This is a genomic window from Microbacterium sp. cf332, assembly GCF_900102175.1.
GTDB lineage: Bacteria > Actinomycetota > Actinomycetes > Actinomycetales > Microbacteriaceae > Microbacterium.
In genome coordinates, this window is sequence record NZ_FNKN01000001.1 from 879,309 (window position 1) to 893,917 (window position 14,609).

At 70.4% G+C, this 14,609-nt stretch carries 14 protein-coding genes and 1 tRNA gene; 2 read left to right on the plus strand and 13 right to left on the minus strand.

Annotated elements, in window-relative coordinates; genetic code table 11:
• Positions 1–211: 211 nt before the first annotated feature.
• Positions 212–763 (minus strand): hypothetical protein, encoded by a 552-nt coding sequence (locus tag BLT21_RS04180; RefSeq protein ID WP_176786804.1) that lies wholly within the window; start codon positions 761–763, stop codon positions 212–214.
• A 1,088-nt stretch (positions 764–1,851) separates the two neighbouring features.
• A tRNA-Pro gene (locus tag BLT21_RS04185) sits at positions 1,852–1,925 on the minus strand.
• Positions 1,926–2,039: 114 nt separating this feature from the next.
• Between BLT21_RS04185 and BLT21_RS04190 the strand changes: the two genes are divergently transcribed.
• The gene (locus tag BLT21_RS04190; RefSeq protein WP_091499619.1) at positions 2,040–2,657 is read left to right on the plus strand and encodes a GNAT family N-acetyltransferase; all 618 of its coding nucleotides are present in this window, start codon (positions 2,040–2,042) and stop codon (positions 2,655–2,657) included.
• Between the two features lie 22 nt (positions 2,658–2,679).
• Complete coding sequence (locus BLT21_RS04195) at positions 2,680–3,048, plus strand: RNA-binding S4 domain-containing protein (protein ID WP_091499620.1); 369 nt, start codon at positions 2,680–2,682, stop codon at positions 3,046–3,048.
• Positions 3,049–3,086: 38 nt separating this feature from the next.
• Here the strand turns inward: BLT21_RS04195 and BLT21_RS04200 are convergent, their stop codons facing one another.
• The 11 genes from BLT21_RS04200 to argC form a co-directional block, all read right to left on the minus strand.
• Positions 3,087–3,878, minus strand: a complete 792-nt coding sequence (locus BLT21_RS04200; RefSeq protein ID WP_091499621.1) for a DUF4184 family protein — start codon at positions 3,876–3,878, stop codon at positions 3,087–3,089.
• A 9-nt stretch (positions 3,879–3,887) separates the two neighbouring features.
• On the minus strand, positions 3,888–5,192 hold the full coding sequence (gene tyrS, locus BLT21_RS04205) for a tyrosine--tRNA ligase (RefSeq protein ID WP_091499622.1): 1,305 nt from the start codon (positions 5,190–5,192) through the stop codon (positions 3,888–3,890).
• 74 nt (positions 5,193–5,266) lie between these two features.
• Positions 5,267–5,962 (minus strand): hypothetical protein, encoded by a 696-nt coding sequence (locus BLT21_RS04210; protein ID WP_091499623.1) that lies wholly within the window; start codon positions 5,960–5,962, stop codon positions 5,267–5,269.
• Complete coding sequence (locus BLT21_RS04215; protein WP_091499624.1) at positions 5,959–6,603, minus strand: SatD family protein; 645 nt, start codon at positions 6,601–6,603, stop codon at positions 5,959–5,961. The genes BLT21_RS04210 and BLT21_RS04215 overlap by 4 nt, the downstream gene beginning before the upstream one ends.
• Before the next feature lie 78 nt (positions 6,604–6,681).
• Positions 6,682–8,112 carry an argininosuccinate lyase gene (argH, locus tag BLT21_RS04220; protein ID WP_091499625.1) on the minus strand — a complete coding sequence of 477 codons (1,431 nt, stop codon included), beginning with the start codon at positions 8,110–8,112 and terminating at the stop codon, positions 6,682–6,684.
• Positions 8,109–9,233, minus strand: a complete 1,125-nt coding sequence (locus BLT21_RS04225; protein ID WP_256335905.1) for a heparan-alpha-glucosaminide N-acetyltransferase domain-containing protein — start codon at positions 9,231–9,233, stop codon at positions 8,109–8,111. The genes argH and BLT21_RS04225 overlap by 4 nt, the downstream gene beginning before the upstream one ends.
• A gap of 29 nt (positions 9,234–9,262) precedes the next feature.
• The gene (argF, locus tag BLT21_RS04230) at positions 9,263–10,186 is read right to left on the minus strand and encodes an ornithine carbamoyltransferase (RefSeq protein ID WP_091499626.1); all 924 of its coding nucleotides are present in this window, start codon (positions 10,184–10,186) and stop codon (positions 9,263–9,265) included.
• Complete coding sequence (locus BLT21_RS04235; RefSeq protein WP_091499627.1) at positions 10,183–11,430, minus strand: acetylornithine transaminase; 1,248 nt, start codon at positions 11,428–11,430, stop codon at positions 10,183–10,185. Before BLT21_RS04235 ends, argF begins: the two co-directional genes overlap by 4 nt.
• Positions 11,427–12,332 carry an acetylglutamate kinase gene (argB, locus tag BLT21_RS04240; RefSeq protein WP_091499628.1) on the minus strand — a complete coding sequence of 302 codons (906 nt, stop codon included), beginning with the start codon at positions 12,330–12,332 and terminating at the stop codon, positions 11,427–11,429. The genes BLT21_RS04235 and argB overlap by 4 nt, the downstream gene beginning before the upstream one ends.
• Positions 12,329–13,486: a bifunctional glutamate N-acetyltransferase/amino-acid acetyltransferase ArgJ gene (gene argJ, locus BLT21_RS04245; RefSeq protein WP_091499629.1), complete on the minus strand. Its 1,158-nt coding sequence runs from the start codon at positions 13,484–13,486 to the stop codon at positions 12,329–12,331. Before argJ ends, argB begins: the two co-directional genes overlap by 4 nt.
• A complete protein-coding gene (gene argC, locus BLT21_RS04250; RefSeq protein WP_091499630.1) occupies positions 13,483–14,532 on the minus strand; it encodes an N-acetyl-gamma-glutamyl-phosphate reductase in 1,050 nt (349 codons plus the stop codon). The genes argJ and argC overlap by 4 nt, the downstream gene beginning before the upstream one ends.
• Positions 14,533–14,609: the final 77 nt, after the last annotated feature.

The following is a 14,609-nucleotide window of genomic DNA, read 5'->3' on the forward strand; positions in this document are numbered from 1 at the left end:
CGACGCCGCCTGAGGCGGAACAGAAGAAGCCCCCCGCGTCTCCGCGAAGGGCTTCGGAGCGGTCAGCGATCGTTCGACCGTGGTCGCCGGTGCGGCTCGAGATGGGAGCGAATCAGCCTGAGTCCAGCGATGGCGAGCTCTATCCACGCGCTCGGCAGGACGACGCCGTGGTTGACGGCTCCTAGCCCGTGACGACTCGCAACGGCGTCTCCTAGGCGGCGGGAGCGTGACCACCCTCATTCGCCCATGCTTCCGCTGGTGCATCGTCGCTCGTGGCCCTGGCGACGCTCACAGAGGTCCGCTGGGCGCTGACGCTGAACGTGATGGACGCGGCGAGGTCTGCAACCTTCCCAGCGCGGATTCGCTCGTCTTCTGCCGCGTCGAGGGAACGCAACGCGGCGGCATCCTCGTACGCTCGAGTCTCGTCGCCGATCGCAGCGAGACGGTCGGCAATTCGCGTGGAGAGTCCGTCGCGAAGCTCCTCGAGACTGGTGTTGTGGATCTCGAGGCGCCTGTCCGAAACGGCCAGCCTCACCATGTCGTAGCCGTAGCTGCCGAGCAGCGCTCGGGTTTCATCGCCGATGATGCTCAGGATCTCCCGACGTTGAGGGCGGCGGGTGAAGACGGCCTCGACGGTGTAACGGGAGGGCGCCTCCGGCGTCGCGAGTCCGCGGGGTAGCGAGCCGGCAAGAACGCTACCGAGCCCGAGAGTTCCGTCCGACGTGGCGCGTGCCGCCGTGGACGCTTTCGTCTGCGTGTTCATGACTGGACGTTACGCCCCCAGGATGTGCGGTTCACAGGTTCACCGCGGCGCCCGTGAAGCCTCGCATGAGCACTGACAGCGCCCGACCAACGGCGTAGCGACACGCTGAGTGCGGCGCGGCGACTCCGCCGAGCGTTGGGGTCGCTCGAAGCGAAGCCGCCGCTGAATGCCTGCTACCCCACGAGCGCGAAGGTACGCTCGCCGCGTCGGCGCGGCACCCCCTATCGGTGTCAGGCAAACCCTGCGAGTCTCAGGTGTCGGTTCCGGTGCGGCATCCCGCGGCTTGCGGTCCCGTTCAGGAGACCCGCGTCGGGCTGAAAGGGGCGGCGAACCTGCCGAGCGTTTGGGGCCACTCCGAGCAGGATCGCCGTCAGGCTGGTTGACCAGCGGATCGAAGGTACGCGACGGGGCGCCGGCGCGCTGCCCCCCTTACGGGGACAAGCAGCCCGCGCCACTGTTGTACGTTGCTCCCGGCTCCGCGGGCACGCATTTTGGGGGACGCGCCCCCGGCGCCGGGGGCGACCCTCGGCCTCTGGGCCTCGATGGGCCGTTACGGCAACCCCCGCCGCAGCGACGGAATATGACTTCGACGACTCGATCGACGTGCCCTCCTCCCTCGGCGACATGTCAACCCCGTCCGGGTTCGGCGCAAGCGGGGCGAATGTCATGCATGCCTCAGCCACCGCCGCCCGCACGAGATGACTACGGCTACCCCTTGCGCAACCCGAGAACCGACGCCGCGTCGTCGTTGCAGACTTCGACGGGTCGGCCAATCCGGGTGAGGATCGGGGATGGTCTCGGCGGCGGTGAAGGCTACGCGATCATCCCAATTGTGCAGAGGTCTGCTTGGCATGTCCGGGTCTCCTGGATGTCAGTGTGGCGCGCGTCGGGCGCGAGTCTGCGAGCGTGTTGGTCTCGGCGCCCGGGAGCGCCTGAGCTTTTTCGAGGTGAGGTGAACATCATGCCGAACACGGACGGTCGCGCCTGGAGGGTGACTCCATGTGGGCTTGCCGTCGACGACCGCTGACCCCGGAAACGACGAAGGGCCCGGATCCCTGCAATCCAGCAGGTTTCCGGGCCCTTACCCGTCGGGATGACAGGATTTGAACCTGCGACCCCTTGACCCCCAGTCAAGTGCGCTACCAAGCTGCGCCACATCCCGGTCCGCTGTCCGCACGCGGACAACTCCCCTATGCTAACCGGTCCGGAGCCCGCTCGCGAACCGGTGCGCCCGGGCGCGTTGCCCCGTGTCGGCGGCGGACGCTACGGTCGCCCCATGACCGAGACGACGATCGTGCCGGTGACGCCCGGCAGCTTCAGCGATGCCCAGGATGCAATGAGCGGCGGCGGCGATGGACACGAGTGTCAGTGCCAGTGGTGGACCATGACCAACGCCGACTTCCAGAGGACCGACATCGACGGACGGGCCGCGGCCTTCCGCATTGAGGTGGATGCCGCGCCCTCCCCCGGCCTCATCGCCTACGTCGACGGCGACGCCGCCGGCTGGGTCCGCGTCGGTCCGCGCACCCGCCAGATACGCCTGAGCAAGACCCGCGCCTACGCCGGCGCGACTGAAGAACCCTGGGACGACGCGGACGTCTGGGCCGTCAGCTGCTTCGCGGTTCGCAGGGAGCACCGCGGCTCGGGTCTCAACGCCGCGCTCCTCGACGCAGCGGTCGCTTTCGCTCGCGAGAACGGCGCCCGCGTGGTCGAGGCGTATCCGGTCGACGCGGATGCCGGGCGCAAGGTCAGCTCGAACGAGCTCTACCACGGCGCGCTTTCGACCTTCCTCAGCGCAGGCTTCCGCGAGGTCGCTCGGCCGAAGCCCCACGTCGCCGTCGTCGCGCTCGACCTCACGGACGCGAACACGGACAGCAGCGGAGATGAGCGCTGACGCGTCGACGAGAATGGAACGCATGACCGCATCCGACGCCCCCGTCCGCGTCGACTCGTGGCTATGGGCCGTGCGCATCTACAAGACCCGCTCGGCGGCGACAACGGCCTGTCGCGCCGGGCACGTGCGGATCAACGGCGAGAAGGTCAAGGCGTCGCAGTCGGTCAAGCCCGGCGATGAGCTGCGGGTGCGGATCGCCGGCTTCGACCGCATCCTCGTCGTCCGGCAGACGCTCACCAAGCGTGTCGGTGCGCCCGTCGCCGCAACGGCGCTCGAAGACCGCACTCCGCCGCGTGAGCCGATGGCGATGCTGGCCGTCCGCGATCGCGGTGCCGGCCGGCCGACGAAGCGTGAACGGCGCGAGATCGACCGACTCCGCGGCGTCGAGTGACAGCCACTCGACCTGGTACCGCCTGAGTCGCCGCGGTCTCAGCGGACAGAGCGCCGGCGCGCGACCTGAACGACCACGCACTGCACCAGTGTCGCCAGTCCCCACAGGGTGCAGGCAGGCGGGAGCACGCGATACGCGAGGTGCTGCGCCGTCCACTCCGCCGTCAGCGGACCGTAAGCGGCCAGACCGACGAGCCAGGCGACCACGAGGGTGAACGGCAACGACGCCCACCACACCACGCGTACGACCCCGGGCAGCACCCGTCGTACCGGACCGCCCTCGCGCCGCCGTAGCCAGAACGCGCCCGCCACCGCCAGCCCGAACAGCCCCAGCAAGCTGGACGCGTACTGGAACCACCGGAAACCGTGGAGCGGACCCCAGCGTTCGGCCAGTGCAAGGATCAGCTCGACACCCCAGCGTCCCTCGTGGGTGAAGGCGTCCCACGCGATGTGGCTGAGCACTCCGAGCGCCAGCGACACCACGACGAGCGCGGCCGTCAGCGCGGCCGACCGCCGCCCCGTCGCCGGCCGCACCGTTCGCAATGCGTCGGCGCCCATGGCGTCCCACCCCGACGGCAGCCTCCCCGCGAGCCACGCGGGGGCGAGCTCGCGCACCGCGGGCCGCAGCAGCAGCCACCAGGCGAGCAGCAGCACGCTCGCGATCGCGACCGTCAGCCACGGGTAGGCGTGCGTCTGCGCGTAGCTGATGCCGATCCCGCGAACGAACAGCGGGAGGTCCGGAGCCATCGCCCCGACGGCCACCGCCGCCGGCACGAGCGGTGTGCGGACGACCGCCAGCGCGACGACGGCGTGGCTCGGGGTGAACGGCATCCGGTCGGATCAGTCCTGGACGAAGACGCCGGCGAGCGTCTTCTTGCCGCGTCGGAGCACAGCGACGCCGCCCGGAAGGTCGCCGACCACGACGGCCGACTCGTCGTCGACCTTTGCACCGTTGACCGACACACCGCCCTGCGCGATCGCCCGTCGGGCCTCCGACAGGCTGCCGACGAGGCCGGTGTCGACGAGCAGCTGCACGACCGACGCGCCGGCCGACGCGGTCGCGTGCGGCAGCTCCTGCAGCGCAGAGCGCAGCGTCGCGGCGTCGAGAGCCGTCAGGTCGCCCTGTCCGAACAGCGCGTCGGATGCCGCGATGACCTTCGCCGTCGCATCGACGCCGTGGACCGTCGCGGTGACCTCGAACGCGAGACGCTTCTGAGCGGCGCGACGGAACGGCTCGTCGGCGACAAGACGCTCGTACTCGGCGATCTCGTCGCTCGTGAGGAACGTGAACACCTTGAGCCGCTCGGCCACATCGGCATCCGCGGTCGACAGCCAGAACTGGTAGAACGCGTACGCGCTCGTCAGCTCGGCGTCGATCCAGATGGCGTTGCCCTCGCTCTTGCCGAACTTCGTGCCGTCGCTGTTGGTGATGAGCGGGGTGCCGAACGCGTGCACCGAGGTGCCCTCGACACGGTGGATGAGGTCGGTGCCGCTCGTGAGGTTGCCCCACTGATCGGACCCGCCGGTCTGCAGCGTGCAGCCGTACTGGCGGTAGAGCTCGAGGAAGTCGAGCCCCTGCAGGATCTGGTAGCTGAACTCGGTGTAGCTGATGCCGGCATCGGAGTTCAGGCGCGCAGCGACGGCATCCTTCTTGAGCATGGTTCCGACGCGGTAGTGCTTGCCGATCTCACGCAGGAAGTCGATCGCCGACAGCGGGGCCGTCCAGTCGAGGTTGTTCACCATGCGAGCGGCGTTCTCGCCCTCGAAGCTCAGGTACCGCTCGATCTGACCACGCAGGCGATCCACCCACTCGGCGACGGTCTCGCGGGAGTTGAGCGTGCGCTCCGCGGTCGGACGCGGGTCGCCGATGAGGCCCGTCGAGCCACCGACGAGACCGAGGGGCTTATGGCCCGCGAGCTGCAGGCGACGAAGCGTCAACAGCTGGACCAGATGACCGAGGTGCAGGGATGCCGCCGTCGGGTCGAAGCCGCAGTAGTACGTGATGGGGTCTCCGCCGAGCGCCTCTCGCAGCGCTTCCTGGTCGGTGGACACATGCACGAGACCGCGCCACACCAGCTCGTCCCACACGTTCTCGAACGCGGGATCGAGCGCCACGGGGGCGGTCGTCAGGGCTTCATCAGACACGCGCTCCAGGCTATCAGCGGCCTACCCGGCGGCACGGCGCCAGGCCTGCAGCCCGGACCACGCCCGACCCGTCGTCAGGTCGCGGTACCCCACCACACGAGGAACGCCGCCGCGAGAGCGACGACCCAGCTGACGAGACTGCCGACGAGGAAGTACTCGGCCCGGTCTCCCCCGTCGTGGTCTCGGGAGATCTCGGGGAAGCGCACGATGCCCTTCGCCGCGAGCACGGCCGCGAGCAGGGTGAACGCCCCGGTGAGCGTCAGGGCGAAGACGAGCACACGCTCGAGCGGCCCGATGATGCGGCCACCCTTGAGGGCGTCCGACGCCTCGGCCGCGACCACCCCGCCGCGCAGCGAGGCGCGGACGATGACGTTGCCCGATTCGACGAGGAACACCAGCGCGCCGGCCAGCGCGACCGCCAGGTCGAGGCTCACAGCCCCCAGCGGCGAGTCGATCGGCCAGATGCGCTCGAGCGGCCCTTGCCCATCGCGCACGCCGATGAGCGCCACCGCGACCGCGACGACGACAGCGAGCAGGGCCGCCGGCCACAGACCCCACCGCGTCGGCTCGCGCGTCGACGTCACCGCGGCCCATCCGGCGGCGACGGCGATGGCGACGAACCACCAGGCAGCCGCTCCCGCCCACGCGGCGAGGGGCAGCAGGGCGGCCCCGAGGAGCACGAGGACGATGCCGAGCCGCGCGCCCGAGAGGCGCTTGCGCGCCAGATCGAGCCCGCCCACGGCGAGCAGCATCAGACCCGCGCCGATCATCTCGCACGCTCCCGGAGGGCCGTGTACCCCGCGATGACGGCCGGGGCGCCAGACGATGCCAGCAGCTGCGACACCGCCGACTGGGTGACGCCCTCGTCCTTCGCCAGGGCTCCCTGCGTGCGACCGAGGCAGCGGCCGTAGACGAGGCGCCGAGCACGCTCCGACATCGCCCCGACGAGCTCGTCGCGGACGAGGGCGTAGGCGTTGGCGAAACGGATGCGGTCTGCCATGGCGACATCCTCCTCGTCACCCCCGACAATGCGCGTGCGGGCACGCGGCACGGCGCGGTCCTGCATCCCGTGCACCTGCTCGATCGCCTCTCGGGCTCGCCACCACCCGGGGCCGTCGGAGATACCCGTGCTCGCGGAGTCGACCGGACCGACCGCGCCGATGCCGAGCCCGAAACGCAACGACGCCTCGTCGGGCAGCGCGAGCTGCAGGAGCAGCAGCCAGGCGAGCGCGTCGTCGAGGTCGTCGAAGACGGCTTGGAACTCGTCGGCGAAGGTGGCGCGCATCGGCGAGACGGCGACGGGCAGCTCGCGGTCGACCTCCGACATGGCCGCCTCGATGCGCGCTTGCGTGCGGCTGCGGTCGTCGAGGAGGCGCGAGCCGACGATGTCGGCGATCACTGCGATCGACATGATGATCAGGTTAGCACTTATACCTGCGAGATATAAGTCATGTGCTGATGATATCCGAATATCAGTCCCAGACTGATATCAGAGCTCCCAGATGCGCACTGCCTGCTGAGACCGGGCGATGAGCGCGGCGCGCTGTTCGTCGACGCGCACGGGTGCCGTGCCGCCGATACCGTCACGGCTCGCGACCGACCCCTCGGGCGACAGCACCTCGCGCACCTCAGGAGCGAGGTGCTGCGACACCGACGCCAGCTCGTCATCGGAGGCCTCATGCAGCTCGATGCCGCGCTCTTCGCAGAGCCGGACGAGCGAGCCCGAGATCTCGTGCGCCTCACGGAACGGCACACCGCGCTTGACGAGCCACTCGGCGACGTCGGTCGCGAGCGAGAAGCCCTGCGGAGCGAGCTCAGCCATACGGTCGAGGTCGAAGCGCAGGGTCGCGACCATACCGGCGAAGGCGGGGAGGACGACCTCGAGCGTCTCGATCGAGTCGAAGACCGGCTCCTTGTCCTCCTGCAGGTCGCGGTTGTACGCGAGAGGCAGCGCCTTCAGCGTCGCGAGCAGACCCGAGAGGTTGCCGATCACGCGGCCGGCCTTGCCTCGGGCGAGCTCGGCGATGTCGGGGTTCTTCTTCTGCGGCATGATGCTCGACCCCGTCGAGTAGCCGTCGTCGAGCGTGACGAAGCCGAACTCGCGGGTGTTCCAGATGATGATGTCCTCGGCGAACCGCGAGAGGTCGACACCGATCATGGCGGCGACGAAGGCGAACTCGGCAACGACGTCGCGCGACGAGGTGCCGTCGATCGAGTTCTCCGCCGGACGGTCGAGACCGAGCTCGGTCGCGACCAGCTGCGGGTCGAGCCCGAGAGTGGCGCCGGCGAGCGCTCCCCCGCCGTACGGCGACACCCGGGCGCGGGCCGACCAGTCGCGCAGCCGCTCGAGGTCGCGCAGCAGTGGCCAGGCATGGGCCTGCAGGTGGTGGGCCAGCAGCACGGGCTGGGCGTGCTGCAGGTGCGTGCGACCCGGCATGATGGCGCGCGAGTGCGCCTCGGCCTGACCGACGATGGCGTCGATGACCCGCAGGATGTCGCGCGCGATGACCTCGGCGTGATCGAGCAGGAAGAGCCGCACGAGGGTCGCGATCTGGTCGTTCCGGCTGCGACCGGCGCGCAGCTTGCCACCCAGCTCGGCGCCGACCGTCGCGATGAGAGCGGCCTCGAGGGCGCCGTGCACGTCTTCATCGCTCTCCGCGGGCTGCAGCGAGCCGTCGCGGACGGCCGCGAGCACCATGTCGAGGCCCGCGTGCATGCGGCCCTCTTCGTCGTCGGTGAGGTACCCGGCGGCGGCGAGCGCCTTCGCGTGGGCGTGCGAACCGGCGATGTCGTACCCGGCGAGGGCCCAGTCGAAGTGCGTCGATCGGCTCAGACGGGCCAGCTCGGGCGCGGGCCCCGAGGCGAAGCGGGCCCCCCAGAGAGCCCCGGAGTTCGTGCCGCCTGACGTGTCTGCGCTCATCGCTCCAGCTTATCGGGGCGCATCCCCGCGACCTGTTCGTCGGTACGCCCGCGGACGGCGGCGCGGGCGAGGGCGTCGATGCCGGTCTCGAGCGGTCCGCGACCGACCGCGAGCGCCCAGACGGTGCACGCCGCGATGATGCCCAGGGTCATCGGCCAGAAGGGGTCGAGATCGCGATAGGCGTCGAGCTCGAACACCCCGGGCTCGTCGGGCGGCCGCGTGAACGCCCACACGACGATGTGGGCGGAGTACGCGGTCAAGGGCATCGACCCGACGGCGCGCAGCGGCAGGGCGACCCAGGTGAGGGGGGTGCGGCACAGCAGCACGCACAGCCCGATCATCGACAGCGCGAATCCGCCCGAGCCGACGACCTCGAACAGGCCCGACGAATGCGCCTCGCCGGTCCACGGCGTCTCGCCGGACGACTCCGACGCGCCCCACGCGATGTCGAGCACGGTGCCGGCGATCGCGAGCGTCGCTCCCGCGAGGGCGAGCAGCCACGGCGTCGCCCGTGCGCGCAGGTCGAGTCGGGCGGCGCCCATGCCGGCCAGGACGAACGCGATCCAGGTGAGGAACGGATAGTGCCAGCCGATCGCGTTCGACAGGTCGTCTCCCGCGGGCGTCGACCAGAACGACAGCGCATCGATCGCCGCCTGTGGGAACGGGGCGAGGACCCCGATGACGGCGGCGGCGATCAGCAACGTACGCGCCCGGAACGACAGGGCTGCGGCGGCGAGGACGAACAGGATCGCGTAGGCCGGCAGGATGACGTAGACCGGCACCCCGAGGAAGATCAGCAGGACGCCCACCACCCACACCGCGCCGGCTCGCACGAGCAGCCTCGCGCGCACCGTCTCGAGCCGCGCGCCGCGCAGCGGAGCCGGCCCCCCGCTGATGAGTCCGATCGAGACCCCCGCCAGCGTCGCGAACAGGATCGACGAGCGTCCGTGGACGAGGCCGTCGTAGGTCGACGGGTCCGACCAGTCGAGATCGGGGATGACGACGAGGTGCGCCGCGAGCATCCCCACGACGGCGAGCCCCCGAGCGAGGTCGACTCCGTCGATCCGCGAGGGCGCGAAGAGGGCGCGCATCCGCAGCGTCTCGCGCCAGCCCGACGTCACGGTGGCCCGCCCTCTCCGTCACGCCCGCGTCACTGCTGACGCAGCAGCCAGACGAGCAGTGCCTTCTGCGCGTGCAGACGGTTCTCGGCCTCGTCCCAGACGACGCTCTGCGGACCGTCGATGACCTCGGCATCCACCTCGTAGCCGCGGTCTGCGGGCAGGCAGTGGATGAAGATCGCCTCGTCGGCCGCGGCATCCATCGTCTGCTGCGTCACCTTGTACGCGCCGAGATCGCGGATGCGCGCGATCTTCTCCTCCTCCTTGCCCATCGACACCCAGGTGTCGGTCACGACGACGTCGGCACCGGATGCGGCCTCGAGCGGGTCGACGAGGATCGTCACCGAGCCGCCGGTCTGCGCCGCGATGCGCTGGGCATCGGCGACGACATCCTCGCGCGGGCCGTAGCCCTCGGGCGAGGCGACGCGCACGTGCATGCCCGCGGTGACACCGGCGAGCACGTACGAGTGGCCCATGTTCGAGCGTCCGTCGCCGAAGAACGACAGGGTGAGGCCGGCGAGATCGCCCTTGTGCTCACGGATCGTGAGCAGGTCGGCGAGCAGCTGGCAGGGGTGGAAGTCGTCGCTCAGTGCGTTGACGACGGGCACGCGGGTTCCCCGCGCCATCTCTTCGAGACCGGCCTGCGCGTACGTGCGCCACACGATCGCGGCGACCTGCCGCTCGAGCACCCGTGCGGTGTCGGACGGGGTCTCCTTGCCGCCGAGCTGGCTGTTGGCCGTCGAGATGATCAGCGGAGAGCCGCCCAGATCGGCGATGCCGACCGCGAAGGAGACGCGGGTGCGGGTCGACGACTTGTCGAAGATCACCGCGACGGTTTGGGGACCCTCGAGGGGCTTCAGCTGCCAGCGGTCCTTCTTCAGCTCGAGGGCGAGATCGAGCACCTCGGCCTGTTCGGCCGGGGTCAGGTCGTCGTCGCGGAGCAGGTGGCGGGTCATTCGGATTCCTCCGTGGTCGTGTCTTCGAGAAGCAGGGCCGACGCGACGGTGCGCAGTGCGGCGGTGAACAGCTCGGCGAACTCGTCGATCTCGACGTCGCCGATGGTGAGGGGCGGGGCGATGCGCACCGTGCGGTCGTTGGCCGCGTTGACGATCAGGCCGTGCTCCTGAGCCGCCGCCACGACGGCGCCGGCGACGGGATGCCGCAGCGCCACGCCCAGCAGCAGGCCCTGGCCGCGAACGCCCTCGATCAGCGGCGAATCGATCGCCTCGATCACCTGCCGCAGGCGCGCGCCGTGGGTCGCAGCGGCCTCGACGAGTCCGCCGTTCTCGATCTCACCGAGAACGGCCGACGCGACGGCGGTGCCCAGCGGGTTGCCGCCGAAGGTCGAGCCGTGCGTGCCCGGATAGAACAGGTCGCTCGCGCTCTCGAATGTAATGAGCGCGCCGATCGGGAAGCCGCCGCCGATGCCCTTGGCGACCGTGATCGCATCGGGCTCGATGCCGGCGTGCTGGAAGGCGAACCAGGCGCCGGTGCGCCCGGCGCCGGTCTGGATCTCATCGATGATGAGCAGCGCACCGTGTCGCTTCGTGATCTCGCGGGCAGCGGCGAGGTAGCCGTCGGGCAGCGGGATGACCCCAGCCTCGCCCTTGATCGGCTCGACGAAGAGAGCGGCGACGCGGTCGTCCATCGCCGCCTCGAGCGCCTCGATCGTCGAGTCGATGCTCTCGACGCCGGGCACCATCGGCTCGAACGGCTGCTGCATGTGCGGCTTGCCCGTCAGCGCGAGCGTTCCCATTGTGCGTCCGTGGAACGCGTCCTTCAGCGCCAGGATGCGCGGGCGCTCGGCGCCGCCGTGCAGCCGCGCGAGCTTGAACGCCGCCTCGTTGGCCTCGGCGCCGGAGTTCCCGAAGTACACCCGACCGGCGTCACCGGTTCCGGCGAGACGCTTCAGCTGCGCGGCGAGCGCGAGCTGCGGCGGCGTCGCGAAGTAGTTCGACACGTGCGAGAGCGTCGCGGCCTGCCGCGAGATCGCCTCGACGAACACCGGATGCGCGTGGCCGAGCGAGTTGACGGCGATGCCCGCGAGGAAGTCGAGGTACCGCTTGCCGTCGGCATCCCAGACGTACGCCCCCTCGCCGCGCTCGAGCAGGGCGAGGCGCGCGCCCGCGCTGCGGACCAGGTCGCGATCGACGTCGTCCGCCCACGTGGGCGCTGTCTGCTGGATCGTCGGGTTCGTCATCCCGCCACCACCTCCGTGCCGATTCCCTGTGCTGTGAAGACTTCGACCAGCACCGAGTGAGGCTGGCGTCCGTCGATGATGGCCGCGGTGTCGACTCCCCCGTCGACGGCGTCGAGGCACGCCTGCATCTTCGGGATCATGCCCGATTCGAGCTTCGGCAGCATCGCGCGCAGGTCGGTCGCCGTCAGGTGCGAGACGAGCGAGTCGCGGTTCGGCCAGTCGGCGTAGAGGCCGGGCACGTCGGTGAGCACGACGAGCTTCGTCGCGCCGAGCGCCGTCGCGAGCGCGGCGGCCGCGGCATCCGCGTTCACGTTGAGCGAGTGGCCGGGGTTGTCGAGGTCGGGCGCGATCGACGAGATGACGGGGATGCGACCGGCCGCGAGCTGATCGTGCACCTGCTGCGGGTCGACCTCGACGACATCGCCGACGTGCCCGAGGTCGTGCTCGGTCCCGTCGATCACGACACCGCGTCGACGACCGCCGAACAGGCCGGCGTCCTCGCCGGACAGGCCCGTGGCGAACGGGCCGTAGGCGTTGATGCGCGCGACGAGCTGCGGATTGATCTGCCCGGTCAGCACCATGCGCACGACATCGATCGCCTCGGTGCTGGTGACGCGGTAGCCGCCCTTGAACTCGCTCTCGATCGAGAGCCGGTTGAGCATCTTCGAGATCTGCGGGCCGCCGCCGTGCACGACGACGGGCTTCACCCCGACGAAGCGCAGGTAGGCGATGTCTTGCGCGAACGATTCCTGCAACTCCTCAGAAACCATCGCGTTGCCGCCGTACTTGATGACGATGATCTGGTCGCGGAAGCGTTGCAGCCACGGCAGCGACTCGACGAGAACGCCGGCCTTGACCGCCGCCTCTTCGGGCGTGGTGTGCTGGAGGTCGATGTCGTTCATGAGGAGTAAGCGCTGTTCTCGTGGACGTAGTCGTGGGTGAGATCGTTCGTGAGGATCGTCGCCGCCGCGTCGCCCGACCGCAGGTCGATGAGGATGCGCGTCGCACGGGGCGTCAGGTCGACGTCGTCGCGGGGGCGGTCGGGGCCGCCCGCCGTGCAGACCCGCACGCCGTTGAACGAGACGTCGACGTCGTACGGGTCGAACGCCGCGTCGGTCGTGCCGATCGCGGCGAGCACGCGGCCCCAGTTCGGATCGTTGCCGAAGATCGCCGCCTTGAACAGGTTGTTGCGGGCGACCGAGCGTCCGACGACGACGGCGTCGTCCTCGGATGCGGCACCGACGACCTCGATCGTGATGTCGTGGCTCGCCCCCTCGGCGTCGCCCTGCAGCTGCTCGGCGAGGTCGTGGCAGACCTCGGCGAGCGCGGCGGCGAAGTCGGCGGCATCCGGCGTCACGCCCGACGCGCCGCTGACCATCAGGGTCACCTGGTCGTTGGTCGACATGCAGCCGTCGGAGTCGAGGCGGTCGAAGCTCGTCCGGGTGGCGGCGCGCAGCGCGGCGTCGGCCTGCTGGGCGTCGAGCACGGCGTCGGTCGTGACGACCACGAGCATCGTCGCGAGACCCGGCGCGAGCATGCCCGCGCCCTTCGCCATGGCGCCGATCGTCCAGCCGTCGCGCGAGACCGTCGCCCGCTTCGGGCGGGAGTCGGTCGTCATGATCGCGAGCGACGCGTCATCTCCGCCGTCGGCGCGCAGCGCTCCGATCGCGGCCGCGGTCCCGTCGAGCACCTTGGCCCGGAAAACCTCGTCGCCCGTGCCGATGAGTCCCGTCGAGCAGACGAGGACGTCTCCGGAGCTGATGCCGAGCAGCTCGCCCGCCTTCTCGGCCGTCTGGTGCGTCGTCTGGAAGCCGAAGCTGCCGGTGAAGCAGTTCGCGCCGCCCGAGTTGAGCACGATCGCCTCGACGACGCCGTCGGCGATCGCCTGCTGCGACCAGAGGATGGGGTTCGCCTTGGCGCGGTTCGAGGTGAACACCGCGGCTCCGACCTTGAGCGGGCCGCGGTTGACGACCACGGCGACGTCGGGCTTTCCGGTGGACTTGAGTCCCGCGACGACGCCGGCCGCCTCGAATCCCTGGGGGGCGGTGACGCTCACGGGGCGACTCCGTTCACGGTCAGGCCCGTAGTCTCGGCGAGACCGAGGGCGATGTTCATCGACTGGATGGCGGCACCCGCGGTGCCCTTGGCGAGGTTGTCGACGGCGGTGACGACGACGACGCGTCCGGCGGCACGGTCGATCGCGAGCCCCATCAGGGCCGTGCTCGCGCCGGTGACGTCTGCCGTCCGCGGGAAGGAGCCCTCGGGAAGCAGCTGCACGAAGGTCTCGTCGGCGTACGCGCTCTCCCACGCCTCGCGGATCTGCGCGTCGGTGACCCCGTCTGCGATGGGGGCCGTCGATGTGGCGAGGATGCCGCGCGACATCGGCACGAGCACGGGGGTGAACGAGATGCGGATGTCGCCGGCCGCGCCCGCGCCCCGCAAGGCCTGCCGGATCTCGGGGATGTGCCGGTGGGTACCGCCGATGGCGTAGGGGTTCGCCGACCCCAGGATCTCGGCGGCGAGGAGATTCGTCTTGAGGCTCTTGCCCGCGCCCGAAGGCCCGACAGCGAGGACACTCACGATGTCGCTCGCATCGATGACGCCCGCCGCCACACCGGGCGCCAGGCTCAGGGCGACGGTCGAGGCGTTGCAGCCGGGCGCCGCGATCCGCGAGGCTCCGACGAGCTTCCCGCGCTGCTTGGCGCCGTCGCCGATGAGCAGCTCGGGCACGCCGTAGGTCCACGGCTCGTGGAACTCTCCGCCGTAGAAGGCGTCCCAGTCGGCGGACGAGGTCAGTCGGTGGTCGGCGCCGGCGTCGATCACGAGCGACGTCTCGGCGAGCGCGTCGGTGTACTGCCCCGACTGACCGTGCGGGAGCGCGAGGAAGACGATGTCGTGGCCGGCGAGCACCTCGGGCGTCGAGGGCTGCAGCGTCAGGTGGCGCAGCGATCGCAGGTGCGGCTGATGGTCGACGAGCGGCTGACCGGCGTTCGAGTGCGCGGTGACCGTGCGGATCTCGACGTCGGGATGAGCGGCGAGCAGGCGCAGGATCTCGCCTCCTGCATATCCGGATGCGCCGGAGACGGCGACGGAGAGTGGCATGACTTCCACCTTATTGTCTGGGATGGCGTCGCCTCTGCGGCGACGGGGACCGGCGGCGGCGACACCACTCGCTCGAC

Bases quoted from the DNA above. Each gene is read 5' to 3' on its own strand.
- BLT21_RS04180 (WP_176786804.1), bottom strand. From the start codon at position 763: ATGAACACGCAGACGAAAGCGTCCACGGCGGCACGCGCCACGTCGGAC.
- argC (WP_091499630.1), bottom strand. From the start codon at position 14,532: ATGCCACTCTCCGTCGCCGTCTCCGGCGCATCCGGATATGCAGGAGGC.
- BLT21_RS04210 (WP_091499623.1), bottom strand. From the start codon at position 5,962: ATGATCGGCGCGGGTCTGATGCTGCTCGCCGTGGGCGGGCTCGATCTG.
- BLT21_RS04200 (WP_091499621.1), bottom strand. From the start codon at position 3,878: ATGCCGTTCACCCCGAGCCACGCCGTCGTCGCGCTGGCGGTCGTCCGC.
- BLT21_RS04215 (WP_091499624.1), bottom strand. From the start codon at position 6,603: ATGTCGATCGCAGTGATCGCCGACATCGTCGGCTCGCGCCTCCTCGAC.
- BLT21_RS04190 (WP_091499619.1), top strand. From the start codon at position 2,040: ATGACCGAGACGACGATCGTGCCGGTGACGCCCGGCAGCTTCAGCGAT.
- argB (WP_091499628.1), bottom strand. From the start codon at position 12,332: ATGAACGACATCGACCTCCAGCACACCACGCCCGAAGAGGCGGCGGTC.
- argF (WP_091499626.1), bottom strand. From the start codon at position 10,186: ATGACCCGCCACCTGCTCCGCGACGACGACCTGACCCCGGCCGAACAG.
- BLT21_RS04195 (WP_091499620.1), top strand. From the start codon at position 2,680: ATGACCGCATCCGACGCCCCCGTCCGCGTCGACTCGTGGCTATGGGCC.
- BLT21_RS04235 (WP_091499627.1), bottom strand. From the start codon at position 11,430: ATGACGAACCCGACGATCCAGCAGACAGCGCCCACGTGGGCGGACGAC.
- argH (WP_091499625.1), bottom strand. From the start codon at position 8,112: ATGAGCGCAGACACGTCAGGCGGCACGAACTCCGGGGCTCTCTGGGGG.